The sequence below is a fragment of the Streptococcus varani genome (assembly GCF_001375655.1).
Classification (GTDB): domain Bacteria; phylum Bacillota; class Bacilli; order Lactobacillales; family Streptococcaceae; genus Streptococcus; species Streptococcus varani.
Genome location: NZ_CTEN01000003.1, coordinates 40,972 through 60,647 on the forward strand (window position 1 = coordinate 40,972; position 19,676 = coordinate 60,647).

At 37.7% G+C, this 19,676-nt stretch carries 15 protein-coding genes and 2 pseudogenes; 2 read left to right on the forward strand and 15 right to left on the reverse strand.

The window, feature by feature from the left end:
* Positions 1 to 145: 145 nt before the first annotated feature.
* From BN1356_RS06310 to BN1356_RS06350, 9 genes and pseudogenes are all read right to left on the reverse strand, one after another.
* Entirely contained in the window at positions 146 to 1,039 is an 894-nt protein-coding gene (locus BN1356_RS06310; RefSeq protein WP_093650566.1) for an ROK family protein, read from the reverse strand.
* 8 nt (positions 1,040 to 1,047) lie between these two features.
* The gene (locus BN1356_RS06315; RefSeq protein WP_093650567.1) at positions 1,048 to 2,916 is read right to left on the reverse strand and encodes an alpha-galactosidase; all 1,869 of its coding nucleotides are present in this window, start codon (positions 2,914 to 2,916) and stop codon (positions 1,048 to 1,050) included.
* Between the two features lie 4 nt (positions 2,917 to 2,920).
* Positions 2,921 to 4,237 (reverse strand): annotated as a pseudogene (locus BN1356_RS06320) (alpha-L-fucosidase).
* Complete coding sequence (locus BN1356_RS06325; protein WP_093650568.1) at positions 4,237 to 5,076, reverse strand: carbohydrate ABC transporter permease; 840 nt, start codon at positions 5,074 to 5,076, stop codon at positions 4,237 to 4,239. The pseudogene BN1356_RS06320 and the gene BN1356_RS06325 overlap by 1 nt, the downstream one beginning before the upstream one ends.
* A gap of 3 nt (positions 5,077 to 5,079) precedes the next feature.
* The gene (locus tag BN1356_RS06330; protein WP_093650569.1) at positions 5,080 to 6,003 is read right to left on the reverse strand and encodes a carbohydrate ABC transporter permease; all 924 of its coding nucleotides are present in this window, start codon (positions 6,001 to 6,003) and stop codon (positions 5,080 to 5,082) included.
* Positions 6,004 to 6,063: 60 nt separating this feature from the next.
* On the reverse strand, positions 6,064 to 7,353 hold the full coding sequence (locus BN1356_RS06335) for an ABC transporter substrate-binding protein (RefSeq protein WP_093650976.1): 1,290 nt from the start codon (positions 7,351 to 7,353) through the stop codon (positions 6,064 to 6,066).
* A gap of 38 nt (positions 7,354 to 7,391) precedes the next feature.
* Positions 7,392 to 8,036, reverse strand: coding sequence for an L-fuculose-phosphate aldolase (locus BN1356_RS06340; RefSeq protein WP_425423522.1), 645 nt, complete (start codon positions 8,034 to 8,036; stop codon positions 7,392 to 7,394).
* 15 nt (positions 8,037 to 8,051) lie between these two features.
* A complete protein-coding gene (locus BN1356_RS06345) occupies positions 8,052 to 9,839 on the reverse strand; it encodes an L-fucose isomerase (protein WP_093650570.1) in 1,788 nt (595 codons plus the stop codon).
* The gene (locus tag BN1356_RS06350) at positions 9,823 to 11,256 is read right to left on the reverse strand and encodes a rhamnulokinase (RefSeq protein WP_093650571.1); all 1,434 of its coding nucleotides are present in this window, start codon (positions 11,254 to 11,256) and stop codon (positions 9,823 to 9,825) included. Before BN1356_RS06350 ends, BN1356_RS06345 begins: the two co-directional genes overlap by 17 nt.
* Before the next feature lie 164 nt (positions 11,257 to 11,420).
* On the opposite strand from BN1356_RS06350, the gene BN1356_RS06355 reads away from it, so the two are divergent.
* Entirely contained in the window at positions 11,421 to 12,188 is a 768-nt protein-coding gene (locus tag BN1356_RS06355; RefSeq protein ID WP_093650572.1) for a DeoR/GlpR family DNA-binding transcription regulator, read from the forward strand.
* A gap of 296 nt (positions 12,189 to 12,484) precedes the next feature.
* On the opposite strand, the gene BN1356_RS06360 is transcribed toward BN1356_RS06355, so the two are convergent.
* From BN1356_RS06360 to BN1356_RS06390, 6 genes and pseudogenes are all read right to left on the reverse strand, one after another.
* Positions 12,485 to 13,879 (reverse strand): HEPN domain-containing protein, encoded by a 1,395-nt coding sequence (locus BN1356_RS06360; protein WP_093650573.1) that lies wholly within the window; start codon positions 13,877 to 13,879, stop codon positions 12,485 to 12,487.
* Positions 13,880 to 13,885: 6 nt separating this feature from the next.
* Positions 13,886 to 14,728 carry a nucleotidyl transferase AbiEii/AbiGii toxin family protein gene (locus BN1356_RS06365; RefSeq protein WP_093650574.1) on the reverse strand — a complete coding sequence of 281 codons (843 nt, stop codon included), beginning with the start codon at positions 14,726 to 14,728 and terminating at the stop codon, positions 13,886 to 13,888.
* Positions 14,725 to 15,318, reverse strand: coding sequence for a type IV toxin-antitoxin system AbiEi family antitoxin domain-containing protein (locus BN1356_RS06370; RefSeq protein ID WP_093650575.1), 594 nt, complete (start codon positions 15,316 to 15,318; stop codon positions 14,725 to 14,727). Before BN1356_RS06370 ends, BN1356_RS06365 begins: the two co-directional genes overlap by 4 nt.
* Positions 15,319 to 15,600: 282 nt before the next feature.
* Positions 15,601 to 15,759: pseudogene (locus BN1356_RS12620) on the reverse strand (replication initiator protein A); the annotation flags it as partial.
* 685 nt (positions 15,760 to 16,444) lie between these two features.
* Positions 16,445 to 17,068, reverse strand: coding sequence for a hypothetical protein (locus BN1356_RS06385; RefSeq protein ID WP_093650578.1), 624 nt, complete (start codon positions 17,066 to 17,068; stop codon positions 16,445 to 16,447).
* A gap of 374 nt (positions 17,069 to 17,442) precedes the next feature.
* Entirely contained in the window at positions 17,443 to 18,561 is a 1,119-nt protein-coding gene (locus BN1356_RS06390; RefSeq protein WP_093650579.1) for a DNA cytosine methyltransferase, read from the reverse strand.
* Positions 18,562 to 18,593: 32 nt separating this feature from the next.
* Here BN1356_RS06390 and BN1356_RS06395 point away from each other — a divergent pair, with 32 nt between their 5' ends.
* On the forward strand, positions 18,594 to 19,670 hold the full coding sequence (locus tag BN1356_RS06395; protein ID WP_093650580.1) for a hypothetical protein: 1,077 nt from the start codon (positions 18,594 to 18,596) through the stop codon (positions 19,668 to 19,670).
* Positions 19,671 to 19,676: the final 6 nt, after the last annotated feature.

Consider the following 19,676-nt stretch of genomic DNA (forward strand, 5'->3'; position numbering starts at 1 on the left):
TTCTTAATCTTCATTGATACACCTCAATAAAACCGGAGAACTCTCTTGTTATTCTCCTTAGTTAAATGTCTGCCTGTAATCATCTATAAAACTAAAAGATAGAGAATAAGTAATTAGGAACTATTCATCTGAATACCTCACGTATCTATAAAACTAAAAATGCAGAACCAATAACGCCGTTATTTCCTTCTATCTTCGAGATAACTATATTATTCAAGATATGTGCCTGCTCTTTATGCAATCTAGTTTTTAAAACAGTTAGAATACTTTCAACAAAATCTGGATTTTGAATGGCGACGCTACCTCCTAACACAATAACTTGTGGATCCAGTAAACATACCATATTTTGTATAGCATCTGCTAGACCATTTATTGTATTTTCAACAATAACAGTTGCCGAATGGTCTCCATTTCTCCAATTGTCAAAAACTTTTTCTGCGTTTATACTCTCATCAACATAAAGCTGTTGACCATATCGTGCAATAGCTGGGCCTGCACATGAAAATTCTAAAGAACTCGTTCTACCAAAGCTCCTTACTGGCATAAAACCGATTTCGCCAGCGAAGCCACTACCTCTCAAAATGTGATTGTTGATGATATTGGTTGCAGCGATTCCAGTTGACACAGTGATATAACCAAACATAGCATCTGCTGGTAATTGTAACAATCGATATTCTGCATAAGCTGCTACTTTGACATCATTATCAATCTTGATGGGTAAATCACCAAAAACTGCCCGAAATCGTTCTACAAGAGGAAATTGTTCCCAAGGGATATTGTTTTGGAATACTGCAATTCCATTTGTAACATTCACTTTTCCCGGTAAGCCAACTCCGATACCAATAATCTGTTTTATCGAGAGGTGGTTGTTTTTTAAGATCGTTTCTACTGCTTCAACTACGCAAGCAAATAGGCTTTCCGCATCGGATACATCACTAGGAACTTTCACCGTATCTGCCACTTGTCCTTCTGGTGTCACCAGACCCACTGCAACCTTAGTACCACCGATATCAATTCCAATCGCAAATTTCTTATCCATTCAACTGCCTACTTTCTCAATAGTAAAATAGAATAGGGTGGAAGTTCCATTTCATCGTGAACCAAAATATTCCCAACGCCCTTGATAATCTGATAAGACGTAAAATCGATATCCGCTAGACGAACCGCTTTCGGGGTATCAGACGGATTGCGTAATGATAGAATTTCTTCTCCACTTATTGGATGTTGGCATCTGTACCCATAAACTTCCAATTGTTCTGGATCTCCACCGATGCGATGACTGTGTTTTAGGGTTGAATAGTGTTCTTCAATCCATTTCACAGCTCTAGCATTTGCTTCCCATCTAGCTTCATCAAACATACTGTAAGAATAATGGAATTCCCAGAAGGCATTCCCACGTGTTGCAATAAACATGAGGTAGTCTTCAAATTCTTCCACTGAAGCATACATTTGATGGTCCATATACCAAGTATGGGCAGTTGTAGCATAAACCGGCTCATGATTATAGAGCGCCCAAAGTGGCAATTGAATATCTCGTTTGTCAAGGAATTCCTTGTACTGGATATCACGATAGGTAATCATGCGGTTAATGTCATTACCGGCATTTTCTGTGAAGCCCACATCTTGTGAAATCTGAATCCACAAACTATTGACCCACTGCAGGAACCAAGGACTTGGATTGACATAAGACGTCAAATTTAGCCAACAGTCTCTATCACTTCGTTCTGCTCGTAAATCCGTCAAGAGTCCGATCAAAAACTCATAGACAGGTGTCATGGTGTGCATGGCAAAGTTACCACTACAATCATTTTTATCTGGTTTAAGAAGCCACCCATCAATTTTCCAATAACTAATGTCGTACTCTTTCTGATAATCTAGCATCTTCTGCTTCATTTTCTTCAAGTAGTTGAAATCAGCAATATTGACATCATTTGATAGAGCATTTTTACTACCAAATTCTGGGTGTTCTGATAACCAGTCACTCATGATGACTTCAGTCCCATTGTAACCGCCACGAGGACCAATCCAAAGCCCCAAACTAGACCCGAGTTTATTGACTAAGTTCTTGACATTCTTCAATTCACTTGGAAATTTCTCATTAAATTCCCAAACGCTTTGATAATCGCACCAACCATCATCAACGACATAAGCATCCAAATGAACCCCGTGATCCTCGAATCCATGATAAATCTCAGAGAAACTCTTGAGAATAATATCCTCATCTATGGCTGTCATATGGTCATACCAAGAATTGTACTGCTTACGGAAATAGCTCGGTTGGGCAATCCCGTCAATATACAAGAAGAAGTCTTTTTGAATAGAAGTCTTACAACTATCCTTAGAAGCTCCAATAATGGTCGGCCAAACTCTTTTTGGTTCTGTAATCTCATGACCAATGTAGTAGCGAGAAAAATAGTGTTTATCCTGTACACGGTTCTCGCTCATAGGAAATTCCATCCCCAAAAACAGAGATTTGGCATAAACTGGCTGACCAAGTTCCACATAATAACCTGGAAAATCTGACATTTCTTTTATGTTTTCTTGCTGTTTTGGATAGAAAATGCCATCTGTCGTTTCAAAGTCCAACGTTTCAACATCTATATAATTGATGGTTTTATCACTTTGATAGATAGTGACTTCTTTGGCAATGACATCTTCACGAGCAGAATAGAGGATATTCAATTTGACATCTTCACGACAAAAATGAACAAGGAGTGTCGCATCTGTTTCTTCCACAACGTGAGCCGCAAACTCCTCCGAACCATACTCTTCTCCATCACAGAAAACCAGCTTAAATTCTTGTTGACCCAGATTAGTAATCGTCATATCTCTTTGCTTGTTTACAATATGACTGGTATAAAAGTTCTTATCTCGCAACACAAAGTAGCGAGATAAGAGTTGATTTTCAATTTTCATCTCTTCACCCTTTCAATTCAATTTTAATGACACTGTCAATCGGATTTGGTAAAGGATAGGTGAAATGAGGAACCTCCCCATATTGAGCAAAGCAGATTCCTTCATAAGCAAAGGTTGTCCAGCTCTTAGAAATCTTGACTTCGCTACCATCATGTAAAAAGCTCATTCGTTTGATATTGTCTTCTGAAAGACCTATTAGAGCTAGTGGCCCAATCGGTTGTTCCAAGACATGAGCATAGATAGTATTCCCTTTTCGACTATAATATCCCCATTCTGGCTTTGGCAATCCTGCATAGCCATTACCATAGATAGCCTCGCTATTTTTGTCCATCCATCTACCAAAATCAGCTAAAATTGACTGGCTCTCCTCATTGATACAGCCTAGAGCATCTGGTCCAACATTGAGTATCATATTCCCATTTTTGCTGACACACTCTACTAACTTACGAATCAATACGCTTGATGGTTTGTAGAGCTTGTCGGTGGGATTGTAGGCCCAATTGTTGTTCATGGTCAAACACAACTCCCAAGGGATAAATTCTCCCTTATAGTTACGGATGCCCTCATGGGGAACAATCTGCTCGGGACTGACAAAATCGCCCGAATAGAGATTAATATTGTCCGTCACGATACTGCCAAAACCTTCTCCAGATGTTTCCAAACGATTATCAACAACAACATCTGGCTGGTGCTTACGAACCATCTTAATCAGTTCCGTCGCCCGCCATTTTTCACCAAATAACGCTTCATAAGAATAATCAAACCAAAGAATATCAAGCTTGCCATAATTGGTCACAATTTCTTCTACCTGATTGTGCATAAAGGTCAAATAATTATCAAAATCAATTTCTTCATCCTTGAAATCAAGATTGTCTCTCATCGGATGATTCAAGTCCCCAAATTTTGGAAAGTCCTTGTGATACCAGTCAATCAAACTGAAATACAGACCAACTTTTAGTCCTTCTTCTCTAACTGCTTCTACAAATTCTTTCACTAAATCACGACCAGCAGGAGTGTTCGTCACCTTGTAGTCTGTATAAGCAGAGTCAAATAGACAAAAACCATCATGGTGCTTGGCCGTCAAGACGACGTATTTCATGCCTGCTTTTTTTGCTGCTTTTGCCCAGTCACGTGGATTATATTTGGTCGGGTTAAAAGATTCAAAATAAGGTTGGTAGTCTTCGATAGATAGTTTTTGGTGGCTACGAATCCATTCCCCTTTTCCTAGAATAGAATAGAGCCCCCAATGGATGAACATGCCAAAGCGTGCATCTCTAAACCACTCTGTTCGTTAATTAATAACTTCTAGTGTATTTTTCATTAGCCTTTTACTGCTCCTCCCCCTAAAGCTTCAATAAAGTACTTGCTAGAAAATGCAAATAAGATAATTGGTGGCAAGATAATCACTACAATAGCTGAGAATAAACCATTATAATTGGTATTGAAACTAGTTGTAAACTGACCCAAGAGCGCCGGAACAGTCAATTCATTCTTGTCAATAATCAGCATCGAAGCCCAGTAATACTCATTCCAGTTATTGATAAAAGCTAAAATAGCAGCAGTCAAGATACCTGGACGAGCAATCGGTAACATAATTTGCCAGAAAATTTGTGCATAACTAGCCCCATCAATTTCTGCCGCTTCTTCAAGATCTTTAGGTATAATTGCGAAGTAGTTTTTTATAATAAAGAAACTCATGGCAATACCACTACAAGAATAAACAAAAATTAAGGCTGCAGGCGTGTTATAAATCCCCAAGGCATTAACCAAGCGATAAACGGGGAAAGTCATAGCTGTCGCCGGGATAAAAAGCGTGGAGTATAGCATGGCCGTCACAATCTTTTTGCCACGGAAATCCATTCTAGCAATCACATAGGAAGACATTGAAATCATGATAATGCTCAAAGCGACTGAAACAGATACAACTTTGAAACTATTCCAGAAATAATCTAAGACATGTAATTCTGTAAAGACATTAATATATCCTTCAAAACTCCAATCTGTCGGCAAACTAATTCCGGGATTCTTCATGGGATCTGCTTTCATAGAAGATAGAAATATCCATAAGATTGGGAAAACCGAAAGCACACAAGTCAAGGCCATATAAAGATAAATGATTAGTTTTCCTGTTTTTGTTAATCCATTTAATTTACTATCCATTTCTTACCCCTTTCTAGTTTTTCTATCAGAATAGATGAGATTGATACAAAGAATAATCAACATCCCACCCAAAATTTGAATCACACCAATGGTAGTTGCTCGAGCATATTGTGTCCGAGAACTGGATACCGCCAACTCACGAATGATAAAACTGATGCTCTTGGTCCCAGCTGCACCATTGGTCAGAAAGAACACTTCATTATACAAGAGGAAACCAGATGTAGCCGCCATGACTGAAACTGTTTTGATGGTGTCTTTAATCATAGGAATAGTGATATACCATTCCCGTCTCCAACCAGTAATATTATCTAAAATAGCAGCTTCCTGTATCTCTTGGGGTATAGCAAAAATCTGGCCCAATATCATAATTGTTGCCGCACCAGCAAAGAATATGTATGCGCATGTCATGGCAATGATGTTAATACCAGGAGTTAATAGAACCGCATCTGTAAAATTAGGGTTAAAAATACGAATAAGCTGATTCACCACCCCATAGTTTGGATTATAAATTTGTAAAAAAATCAATCCCATTGCAGCACTAGAAATGATACTTGGAATAATATAAAGATTTCGTGAAATCTTCCAGCCTGGTAATTTTTTTGATAGGGCAATGGCGACTGTAACAGCCAACGGTACCTGAAACACAACACCAATAATGGCCCAAGTAACCGAGTTTTTGAGCGCTTCTTTAAAAAATGGGTATTCTTTAAAGATATACTTATAATTATCAAAAAGATGATCTAACCCTAAAAATCCTGGATTGGTCAGATTTGTATAATCCCACTTTGTAAATGACGTTGCAAAAATGGTGACTACCGAATAAAAATAAAATAGGAAGAAACAAACCAAAGTCGGCAACAAGAAGAGAAAAATAAACCGTTGTTTTTGTGCCTTCCTAGTTTTCAGGCTTGAGTTTTGTTTTTTCATAATGCAATTCGCTTTCTAACTAAGGAAAGGCTAGGGAGTAGTTCCCCAGCCCCTTTATTTTTAGCCAATGAGGGCTTTCAAGATATCTTGAGTCTCTTTGACTTTTTGATCAATATTCACACCATCAGCAGCACTTTCAGTCAAAGCATTGATAATGGCTGTACGAACATCACCACCCCATACTGATAGGACTGTTGGAACGGTCACTTTAGCATTATTAGCTTGAGAAGTTGCTTCACCAAGTAGTTTCACAGTCGCATCTGACGAACCAGAGGCAATTTTAGCTGTATCAATGGTTTGGCTAGCTGGGTTTGAACCGACTTTTTCAAAGATTGTCTTTTGCACATCATCACTAGTCATATATTTGACAAATTCAAGAGCCAATTCCTCTTCTTCTTTAGATAATTTGCTAGAAACGGTCAAACCACCACCTGCTGCACTGATTGCTATGTTACCAGCATAAAGACCTGGTTTCAAAGATTTATTATCTTTCAAACCACCTGCTGCCCAAACACCATTGAAGAAGACTGCTGATTTATTAGCTGTAAAGTCAGTTGAGTAGGTATTCGCATCTCCACCAGCATTAGCAGAGCCGTTGGCTTGAACTTCTGTCATCACCACTTTCAGTGCTTCTGCAAATTCTTTTGATTCAATGCCTTCTTTTGTCAATGGTCCATCCAACAATTTGCGTCCAGCTTCTGATGAACCTAGGACTGTATTAAAGAGTCGAATGGCTGGTTCCCCTGCACCAAATGCATAGACACCTTGTTTACGAACAAGAGCCATTGCATCTGTGAAATCGCTCCATTTTTCCCATTTATCAGGTGTTTTCGCGCCAGCCTTAGCAAAAATATCTGTATTATACCAAAGACCTAGTGTTAACAGTTGATCATGAACGGTATAAATTTTTCCATTGACATCATTTTGAGTATAGTTGAGACCAACATTCTTTTCAAGACCATTTTTATCAATATATGGTTTCAAGTCTAATACAAGACCTTGTTCAATAGCAGCTAATGACACATCATTACCAGCCAAATCAATCATGTCTGGAAATTCACCACTTGCAACTTTGTTTTTCATGACATCTGTAATGCTACCATCAACAGGAACTGCTTTAAATTCAACTTTTCCGTTAGCATGATCCTTAGCAAATTTATCATATAAATCACGCATCACTTGTGCTGCTGGCCATTCCTTCTCACTTTGGTAATAACCATGATAAAATTCTAGAACAGCTTCTTCTCCACCTTTTGCTGAACTTGTTTCAGAGGTTTTTCCTCCACAAGCAGCCAGCATAGTTGAAGCAGCAAGACAGATAAGTGCTGATGTTAAGAGACGTTTTTTCATTGTTTTTTCCTCCATTTGGATAAAAATTTTTTTATTTTTTACTTCCTTTGTCCATAGGTTTTGAATTTTTCAGCCATGAGTTCCATTTCTTCATCTGGAAGTACGACTGGTTCTCCAAAACTTTTTGCTACACAGTAGATTTTGGCACAATACTCAACTTCTTCAATGACATTGAAGGCATTTAATAAATCGTGAGCACCGGCTAAAATACCATGATTGGCTAAGAATACTGCCCTGCGATTTTCCATTGCCTTCGCTGCATTTTCAGCTAATTCTTTTGTTCCGTAAGTAGCATAATCCGCTACTCGGACATCCTTACCCGCTACAGCAATCATGTAGTGACTGGCTGGGAGCGCTTCTCTTAAAACTGCTAGTACAGTACCGTAGGTTGTATGTGCGTGAATGACCGCATCAATATCCTCGCGTTGTTGATACTGAATCAAGTGCATGTACCACTCGCTTGAAGGAAGTTTTTCGCCCTCGACAACTTTCCCTTCCAAGTCCATGATCACGATATCTTCTTCCTTGATGTCAAAGAAGTCAATCCCCGAAGGTGTGATAGCCATCAAACCTGCTTTGCGATCAAATGCGCTGAGATTGCCACCGGTCCCTTTTGTCAAGCCTTCAGTAACTAATTTTTTACCGTACTTAATCAGTTCCTTTCGTTCATTTTCCATTAACATAAGTCTTACCTCGTTTTATTTACTATAGAGCGGTCCTAATGCCTCGCACATTTTGAAATCAGCTGCTTCTAAATCTTTGGTACCCACTCCATCAAAGATACTTGGTCGGAAAATTCGTTCTCGCGGAACATTGTGTAGAGCCACTGGGATACGCAACATGCTTGCCAGCGTAATTACCTGATCCCCAATATGCCCGTGGACAAAAGCTCCGTGGTTTGAACCCCAATGATTCATAACATCATAAACGGTTTCAAAGCCAGGTTCACCAAGATTTGGCGCAAACCAAGTTGTCGGCCAAGTTTTATCAGTACGTTCGTCTAAGATCCGGTGAACATCATCATCTAACAAGCAGGTGTAGCCTTCTGCAATCTGTAGGCTTGGACCAACTCCTTTGACCAAGTTGACCCGAATAACCGTGATTGGCATTTCTGCAGCTGTTTTGAAGTGTGATGAGTACCCACCACCACGGAAGTATTCGTAATTAGCTCGGCACCAGTCTGTATTGTCTAGACAAGCCTGAATATCTTCTGGTGTCATATTCCAGAATTCTTTCATGGTTGGTTGACCGTCTGCATCTTTCGCAGCGGCTGTGCCATCCAAGGCGGAGGCCCCGGAGTTAATCAAGTGCAAGATACCATTCTTAGCATGACCCTCTAATTTCTTACCTGACACTCGTTCAACAGCTTCTGGACTCCAGTAGGTCCGAACATCTGAGAAAATCGGTGCCTTGTTGGTCAGCAAGGTTCCAAATAACATGACTGTGCCATTTAAGGTATCATTTTCAGTCGCAAAGGCTGTGACAGGTCGTGCGCCGTTCCAGTCGAAGGTAGATGCTAGGATGGCTTCTGCAAAGTCACCATTTGGTAACCAGTCTGTCCATTGACGCTGCCCTTGGAAACCACCTGAAATCGCATTTCGACCACGCGCTTCTTCTTCCCAACCGATATCGGCTAGGGCTGGATTGCCAAAGAGAATATCGCGAATAATCAGAGTCTGTTTGGCGATAAATTCCCAATCTTTTTCTGCTGGGACTACTTTTGATTTGGTAATCACATCTGGAAATTCTTTGCCAGCATTGATATCAACACCCTCTTTACAATGGGTCTTAATCCAAGTCAGGGCTTTTTCGTATTCATCTTTATCAAAAATTTCAAGTTGGATCCGACGGAGGATTTCTGTCATATCGACAAATTCAACCATCATGCCCAGATAATCTTCAAAGAAACTAGAAGTTACTTGTGAACCGGCAATCCCCATGGAAGAGGCACCGATGTTCACATAAGACTTGCCACGCATTTGACCAGCGGCAACAGCTCCTCTTGCAAAAAGAAGGATTTTCTCTGCTACATCTACTGGGATGCTATTGTCATTCAAATCTTGCACATCGTGACCATAAATCTTGAAGGCTGGATACCCTTTTTGGGCGTAGCCACTCATGGCTGCCGCTAGATAAACCGCACCCGGGCGTTCTGTTCCATTAAAGCCCCAGATGGCCTTGATAGTCTTTGGATCCATGTCCATGGTTTCGGTACCGTAGCACCAGGATGGGGTTACTGATAAGGTTGCGACGATGTTTTCCTTAGAGAACTCATCGTAAACTACACCTGCATCACCCTGACCGCCGATTGTACGACTAGCGACAATACATTGAACAGGTGTTCCATCAGCATACCGAAGATTTTTTTCAATCAATTCCTTTGCTGATAGTGCCATCTGCATCGTTTTTTCTTCCAAGGATTCACGAACGCCGCCTTGACGTCCATCAATGGTTGGTCGAATGCCAATTTTAGGATAATTTGTCATCACCCATCTCCTTATTTTTTTGTGGATAATACTGTTTACAGTCAAATGTTTGACGAACCAACTGCCTTCCTTCCTGAATGGACGTTAGCTCCCCTAAAGCGACCAATTGGATCAAGGCATTGCCAACCGATGTGGCTTCTGATAATCCGGTCACAACTGTTTTTCCAGTTGTATCGGCAATCAGTTGGGAGAAGTAGGTCGATTTTGATCCTCCGCCAATGACATGAATTTTTTCAAACCTCTCAGCAAGTATTTCTTCCAGTTGTCCAATGACTTCCTTGTATTTACTTGCTAAGCTGGTATAGGCCACCTTAAATAATTCACCCGGACTTTCAGGAATAGGCTGTTTGGTCTTTTGAGCATACTCTTTCAGCTTTTCAATCATCTGATCTGGTTCAGCAAACTCTGGACTATCCGTATCGATAATGGCTGTGGGTCTATCGACTTCGGCTACCAGTTTCGCAATCGTATCAAAATCAAATGGTTGACCTAAATGTTCAAACTCTCTTCTCAACTCCTCAACAATCCAAAGTCCCGTACAATTTTTCAAGAAAGTCGTCGTGCCACTATGACCGGCTTCATTTGTAAAGTTGTAATTTAGCGTTCTTTCATTGATGATTGGAGTGTTTAACTCTGTCCCAATTAAAGACCACGTGCCAGAAGAGATAAACAAGGTCTTGTCGTCTTCAACCGGAATGGCTGCAATCGCACTAGCTGTATCATGTTCGCAGACATTGATAACCTTAGGATTGCCTAGTTTATACTTACTGGATAATTCCCCAAGGATATTGCCTTCTTGCACCAACTCTGGTAGAAGCGTCTCAGGAATTTCAAACATCTCTAAAATGTCTTGACTCCAGGTTTGTGTATATGGATTAACCAGTTGCATGGTTGAGGCAATACTACGCTCAATCGCTTTTTGTCCTGTCAGTAGATAGTTAAGATAATCAGGAATCATCAAGAGATTTTTGGCAAGAAAGAAACTATCTGGATTTTTCGTTCTGGTTCGAATCAGTTGAAAGAGGGTATTGATCTCCATCAGCTGATTGCCTGTCTTAAAATACAAGTCTGTCAAGGAGGAACATTGGGATACTTCCTCCAACACTCCCTTGGTCCGCTTATCGCGATAGTGTGCTGAAGCTGCTACCAACTGGCCTTCGCCGTCAATCAGAGCAAAATCAACACCCCATGTATCAATCCCAAGAGATAAGAGTTCTCCTTTTTCACTAGCTAACTGAATGGCTTGTAAAATATTAGAAAACAACAGGTGTATATCCCAAGCTAGAACTCCTCGTTCTTTAATAGGAACATTTTCAAATCGCAAAATTTCTTCAGAGAATAATGTACCTTCTACAATATAATATGAGACAGCTCTTCCAGAAGTAGCACCTAAATCAATGGCGAGTACTGACTTCATGACTTACCTCCTTTTTGTTACCGCTTTCATATCTGTATTATAAATCTTGAATTTTACAAATGCAATACTTGAACAAAATATTGAAAAATGTTCAAAACATACCTGTTTTTTCTTCACAAATGTTCATTTTTTGATATAATAATATTATATAGGAGGATGCCGTAGTGAGAGATGAACGTATTAAAGAAATCACTAAAATTCTACAAACTAAAAAACGCATAGATATAAAAGAACTGGAAAGATTAACCTTTTCAAGCACTTCTACACTCAGGCGCGATTTAATGTTTTTAGAAGAACAAGGTGTTTTAAAACGCAAGCACGGACAAGTCATTTTAAGTGCCTTTAATACGGTAGAACTTTCCCACAGCATCCGAGAATCTGAACACCGCAGGGAAAAGAGAGCCATTGCTAATCTCGCAAAAGATTTCATTGGTCCAGGCATGTGTATCTACCTTGACTCTAGTACGACCGTCTATGAACTATGCCCCTATCTAAGTGAAATTGATAATCTCATTATTTTTACGAATGGGCTAAATACTGCCCATACCCTATCCACTATCGCCAATCCCACTATGAAAATTTTCATCACTGGAGGCGAGGTTAAGCACCACTCCGCATCTGTTGTGAACTATAACACGGACAATTCCCTCCTGGAACACTTCAGCATTGATTTAGCCTTTTGTTCCGCAAGAGGGATTGATGAGGAATTTGTGTACGAAGTTTCCTTCAGTCAAGCCTTGGCCAAGAAAAGCATCATCGACCGAGCAAAAGAGACCATCTTATTACTGGATCATTCGAAGTTTTATCAATCCGGCTTCTTTAAAATCAACAATATTAAACAATACAAAACCATCATTTCAGATTATCTCCCTGATGAAAATCTATTGGATGCTGCCAACCTGTATGGCATTGAGTGGATAAGCGAAGAGTGATTTTCTTCCTCCAAAAAGAAAGTTCGCTATCTTATACTCTTTGAAATGATTGAAACAATCTAAATACAAACAAAACCACCCCTTATTTACTTCTATCTTAAAAACATTAAGATGAAATAAAGAAAGGGTGGTTTTTGATTGAGGATATCCATTCTAGGAGGCTAATATTAAATATTTTTTTAAATCTTCATCTGACTCCTCATGGGGTAAAATTATTCTTACAAAATTTAAAAACTCTTCTTTAGGCATTGATAGCAAATAGATTTGGGATGGAAACAAGTTTTGGCAAATCAAATTTATAATGCCAAATTATGGTGAAATATTTCATTTATAATTTTTTTGGTTCCTATCTCATCTATTCCAAAATATTGTAGTTGCATAGCTAGTATAATTTGTTCAAGGAATACTACATCTAGCAAAGACTCATTTATAAATTCCTTATCTAAATTTCCGTGAGCAAAATTATTTCTTTGTTTGCCTATTCGCTCTCCAATTTCAGAATGATCATAAGAAACATTGTTTAATTTATACATGTAACGACCAAATATATCTAACACTGTCATCCCGTATTCTTCAAAAATTTGATTAATCTTTTGAGAAAGAGACAAATAGGAAATGGCTGATTTTTTCAAATCTTTGTAAATTTGTTTCAATTTACCTGTTGAGGTTTCAATTAAACGTTCCAATTCTTTACTGGCTTCTTCTTCCAGATTTTTTCTTTTCTCACTTTTCCATTTATCTTCTGAAAATAGTCTACTAAATTCCCATTCAAAGGCAGCTGTCCTTAATACAAAACTAGCAGCATCAATTATCCGACTATCGCTAAAACTCTTACCTAGATGTCTGAGATATAGATTATTTTCAGCTATGTCGTTTAATATCTTGCCCTCATAGCCAGCAATATATTTTTGTTGAATATATCTTCCATCTTTCAATGGCCTCATTTCAACCTCAATATCTTCTCCAATTTCAACGAATTGCCCTACTTTACCTTTACTACTTGACAATTGAATCTTAGTAAAACGAATATTTCTACGATTACAAAGAAATTGGATAAATTCCTTTGCAATACGATTTAGTTCTCGTAAAAAAGAATAATCTTGAGTTTCTTCAAAATGAAAAACCATTGACGAAGACAATGCTAGAGGTGGCTTTTCGATAGATAGACTCGTTGTTCTAGTAATACCGAAATAAACTTGAACTTCTTTTCCAAAAACGCTAAACTTCTGTTTTTCTGTCGTTGTTGAGTCAAAATCATATGTACTAATATTAATTTTTCCATCGTGTTCTTCCGGCCTATACGAAATTTCAAAGGCATGATTAATCGGATGGATATAATTAAGTTCTATTCCATTGAATGACATCCGATTAATCATAGGTCTATCAGAATGGCTAAAAAAATAAGCAAGAATTGATACAGTAATTATGCCATTATTTTCATAAAGCTGGATATATTTATTTGTTAGAAATGTAATAACTTGATTTGTTTCATTTGTCCGTCCGTAAAGAAAGTCTTCTTCTACAAATTTAGACTCCCCTGGCCAAGCTAATACCCCTGATTCTAACTTAGTATAGAACCAAGAATGTCTAATATCATCCTTCTCCTCTTCTTTAGGAATCAAGGATAGCTTCTCTTTATCAAATGTAAAGAAAAATTCATACCCCATCATCTGTAAAGTTCCTGTCAACATACACTACTAAACCTCCAAATGATTTAAAATAATTGCCACCACTTCCACCGATTCCTCAAAACTAATTTCACTAGCATATCTGAACGATTTTTGATAACGAGACCAAAGTTGATTCTGGTAGTCAGAACTACGGATTGCATCTAATTGCTTTTCCCAATTTTTCAAAATATCTAAGCTTTCTCTTTTCTTAGCAGTATTATTCAGAGCAGTTTTCAATATTGGGATATTGATTTGATCTTTTCGAAGGTGATACAATGTGTAAAGGTCATAGCGGTCACGAGGTCTAGTTGAAGCAGCTCCTCGACTTATGATGGTTTCTAGTTTTTCAGCAAGAACTGTTTCTAAATTATAAGTCCAAACTTCTAGCTTATCCTCTGAGAAAACGGATTGTAATTGGTATGTAATTTCTCGTGGCGTAATATGGTCACCTGTCGTTATATCAATAAAGACAACCTCACGTAAGGTATCAAATGTTGCATTTAGTTTAAGGGAAAAACCACCATATTCGTCACCTTGTCGAATTGGCTCTAGCATATCGATTTCAAATTGAAATCCTTCAGAAGGTCGACTGATTATTTCTTTGAAGATTATTTGAATATTTTCTTCGCTAAGAGCTCGGCCTTTCAAGGTAACATCTAAATCCATTGTTGTTCGTTTATCTATGCCTATCATCTGTCCGATAAGGAAACCACCTTTCACAATGAAAGAATCTTTATACCGACTCTCAGAGATGAGTTTTAGGACTTGTTCGATCAAATAGTTTTGCTGAACTTGTTGAGCAGGTATCTCTTTTTCTCTTGCGATATTCTTGATTTTAGCTTTGAAACTATTGGCATTTGAAAATTTCACGACAAGACCTCCACATAAGACTGTAGTTTTCCAGTTACTTTAAATAGTTGTGCATAGTGATACAACTTGGCGTAATTCATAGCTCCTTTTTTGAAGTAAGCTTTAAACGCTGGAGAAACGACTTGAATATCAACATGATAAGCCGTTCGCAAGCACTCTACCAATGTTCGTTCCACATCATAAACTGAGATAAACTGTCCAGCCTGCCGCTCCAGTTTTATAATACCGATTTCATGATAATTTCTAGAAACAATTGGTTTAACACCTGCTTCTTTTATCAGCTTCGTGTTTGTCCCAAAAGGAAAAGTCATCACAGGTTCAAATGGAACGCTAAGAGAAAGACCATGCAACCAGAGAGCTGTCTCTAAGGAATAAATTCCTCTTGGAAAACGATACTGTAAACTAAAGAAGTCATCAATATAGGTATCCGGCAGATGATAAATCCCCCTTTCAGTTGATTCAACTTTACCTTCTAAGACCAATTGATTCAGTTGTTGGTAAGAAAAGTTAAGCTCTTCCATATCACGAAAAGTTATAACTCCATGATTTTTTTTAATATAATGATAAACAGGTTTTTCTAGCGAATCCACACCGCCACCTCCTAAAAAATATGCTAACATTTCAATACAATGTTAGCATATTGTAGTGAAATAATCAACGATAAACCGAAACGATATACTAACATTCTATTATTTTGTTAGCATATTTTCACACACCTTCGTTGTATAAGCAAAACTCATGGTGCTATCCGCAGATGAAATGCTACGGAAGGTATAGTTGGAATTGTTATTCACATTAGTTTCTGAGATAAGAAAGGAACCATCTGGGTAAACTTTCTCTACGAAAATCGCATGACCGTATCCCACAGAGGAGCCCTGACTGAGGGATAACTCCAGTCGGTCCTTCAAGACTGTATAGGCAACCTTTACCTCCAATTTCATATCCTTGTACCGTTCACTCTCAAACAAGAGTTTAGGGAGCTTGTAGTAACGTTCTGACGTCTGATAGTGATTTGCCGTAATCCGTTTCATCTTAACTTTCCAAAACCAACATAGTCATATTACCAATGACATCAAACTGAACTAAGCCAGCTTCCTCCAAGTCATCGTCAATTCCAGTCGCTTATAGGAGTGGAAGCCCCATATCCAACATGAGGCTACCTATCGCGAGAACTCGTGAATCCTGTTTTTCCATACACATTTTTCCTCCGTAAACTAAAAAAACGAGAACACTCTAAAAATGTTCTCGTCTGATATAAATTTATCTGACGTGTCTATTTTTTGTCTACGCAGTCGATATCCAAACAGACGTTCACATCAATGTACTTTTTTTGCACCTTTTTTATGTCAAAATCACTCTTTTCAATAAAGACAAAATGTTTGAAAAAGTGCTTAAAATAAAGGATTTTTACCCGTTGCGTCGTTGTAGCAACACTACACACTCCACGTGTGGTGAGAGCTTTCTTCTATACTAATAGACGAAAGGTAAATAAAGTGATTTTAGAATTATACTGTGGAACGGAAGCTACAGATATTGTTCTTATAAAGTCTCTGACATTCTTTTTGTTTCATTTATATAATTTTTAATCAGACTATTTTACATACTGTATAAATCATTTCATATCTTCATATAATATTTTTAGTGTAGTAAACTCATACATATACAACTCCTCCTACCTGCTTATTAAAAATAACAATATAATTATCTTTATAAAATCTATCTTAATTTATCTTCAGCCGGATCAACGCCATACCAATGTTCTGAATTCCTTTTACACTGTAATGCAGGTACTCTCTTTGTGATTTCACGTTTTGTCTTACCATCAGAATAATGCTTATCAACCCATTCCACAGGTTTATTAAAGTATTTCATTTCTCCATTACATTTAGGGCACTTTTCGGTATGAATTTTTTCTATTGTCAGTTTTCTTCCAAAACCATTTATTGCATAATTAAAGAATAATGGATACCTAGTCTCTCTTTTAGTAATACTCCTTAACCATAGTATCATCACCAAACATAAAATTACTACAGCAAAAATAACAAAATATCCACTATTATTTGAATTCATTTTAATGCTCTTATTAGTAAATAAATTAATGATAGGTTCAAATATTTTATAAAGTGGAAAAATACCAATTAAAGAAATAAATAATCCTATCCATGAAAGTATTGCCATTGTTATAGGACTTCTCCAAATAGGTTCAGGTGTATATGTAGCAACCTTTTCTATTGCATTTTCTTTGAAATTATTATCGTCCCCTGCTATGATATTAGTTGTCCCATAAAAAACATTCCCTGAAACACTGTTAACATTAGACCTAGAATATTCGTCTCTCATGTCTAACCTCCTATAATTTATCTATCTTTGAATTATATTTCTCTTTTATATTTTACTACAAAAATGCAAAAAGGCAATGGTTTCCCACTGTTGTTCACGGCGTACGCATGAAGAAAATGGATGTAACCATTTTCAAGCTACACCCATTTTTTCAATAAATTTTCAACATTTTTCATTTTGACATGGTCAAATCCTCGTTTTCAGCTTGATTATACCATAAATTTTATAATTTATAACTGCTTCCTTATGAAAATACGCTATCTGAAAACATAAATTTCTTCATGCGTTTGGCGTGACTGTTGTTACAGCCTTTCTACCTCCTAGCAGACGGTAATAGTGATACTAGAATGATACTGTGGAACAGAAAGTTTTCCTCAGATTAGACCTAATTGGTTTAAGGTATAATAGCTACTTCTAGCAATATGCCAAGCCATAACAGGAGGAACCGCATTACCAATTGCTTTGTATGCTGACGAAGCACTCGTGACAAAGTTAAAATCATCAGGGAATGATTGTAATCGAGCACACTCACGCACACTCAATCGACGCCAACCTGCCATATCTTCTTCATCCAATAATGTGGTTCGATAATGCGCTTCAATATTCCCATGATGCTCAGCTCTAATAGTTGGAGAGGGTCTATCACCGCTAATTCGGTTATTACCTTGCATCTTCTTCCCTGGATAAAACTTAGCCTTTGAAATATCTTTAATCGTATGATTTGATATTTGAGAATTATTAACCTGGTCCCACAAGTCATCAATAGCATCTTTGGCTGTACGCCACTTTCGACCAGTCAATTCGCCAATTTCATCATATAAAGGTTGGGGATAAAATTGATCAGCCACCGTGCCCAAATCCTTTCGAATCCCCATGATAATAACTCGTCTCCTCATCTGTGGAACACCGTAGTCTGCGGCATTTAACACCTGATACTGAACATCATATCCAGAGGCATCAAAATCATCCAGGATAACACTGAGCGCCGATTTATTAACACTTTCCCCTTCCATATTTTTCTTCGAATTTCTTATGCCATCTACATTCTCTGCAATAAAAATTTTAGGTCGATAATGGTTAATCACCTTTATCATTTGAAGATACAGCTGACCTCTCTCATCGCTCAACCCTGCTCTTTTACCTGAGTAGGAAAAAGTTTGACAAGGAAAGCCCCCAAGCACAATATCAACATCAATTTTGGGTAAATCACTCTCAACATCTAAATCTACAATACTGCGACGTTCCACTTGATGGTTGAAGTTGGCTTCATAAACATCTGCAGCCTGCCTAAAAATATCATTCGCAAACACTAGATTGAAAGGATTAACCTCATATTTCTCACCTAAAAATGTAAAGCCACCCTTGAAGCCAAGATCCATACCACCCGCCCCTGAAAAAAGGCTCACTACATTTAATTTCTTATCAGATTTTATACCATCTATACTTTCTGTATTCACCGTGTTATAATTATCATGGAAATATGTTTTTGTCATTTCTAATCCTTTCATATCGGAGGTAATTTATAATGGATATTATTGAAATTCTTGAACTGTTTAAATCTAAGATAGAAGCCAGAAATCCCATAGATAAGAAGTATCTTGTCAGCAAAGGAAATCAAAACGGTTTCGAGATTCTTGTACCCGAAATAGCTGAAGAAATTAAACAGGAAATTAATGATATTTCTATTTTTGACTATAAGGTTCATCTTGGACATCATTTCCCAGACATGAACCTCATAATTAATGAAAAACGCTTTGGTCTTGAACTGAAAAGTCGTAACAATGGGAAATGGGATACCAACGGTAACTCTGTCTTCGAAAGTATTAGCGATGAAGAGTATGAAGACATCTACTTACTTTTCGGAAGTAAAGTACCCAATCATGACCAAATTCTAATAAGGTATGATAATTATTGGAAAGTTACCTCAGCCATTACTGTCACACACAGCCCAAGATTTAAAATAAACATGGATGCTACATCCAGCGTCTTTCCTTCGGCTGAAGACTACAATATGCTGAGAGAAAAGAGTGATACTGAAAAAGTCAAATTTCTTCAAGACTACTTGAAAGAAAATACTTCTGGAGTAAAATGGTTTATCTCACCAGACGATGCATCCAAATCGGTTAAGCCAACCTCACTAAATACACTGTCACATGATATTCAAAATCTTATCAAAGCTGAGGTTCTCATTTTGTTCCCTCAAGATTTAATTTCAGCTTCTAAAGCGAACTACACCAGAGCCCATGAATTTATTATCACGAACCATTTCTATTACAGTAGTTCGTTCAGAGATTTCTTTTCCGCAGGTGGTAAATGGACAAAAGAAAATGTTGATTTCCCTAAATCTATTGAAACATTCTATAGCCTCAGAAGGACTATCCTATGTATGCTAGAAGAGGCAAGTGAAGATTTTCAGTTTATTGCATATGAAAGCTGGAAAACATTAGGAAAAAATGTTCATCTCTCCAAAGACTCCTTTGTTGATGACTATAAAGCTGTTATTGACTCTATCGGTCGTGTAAATTTCTATAACGAGCTCCAAGAACTAGAGTTAGATAACTTATCTAGTCTACTATTTGAGCCTGAAGACATTATACCATAAAACAAA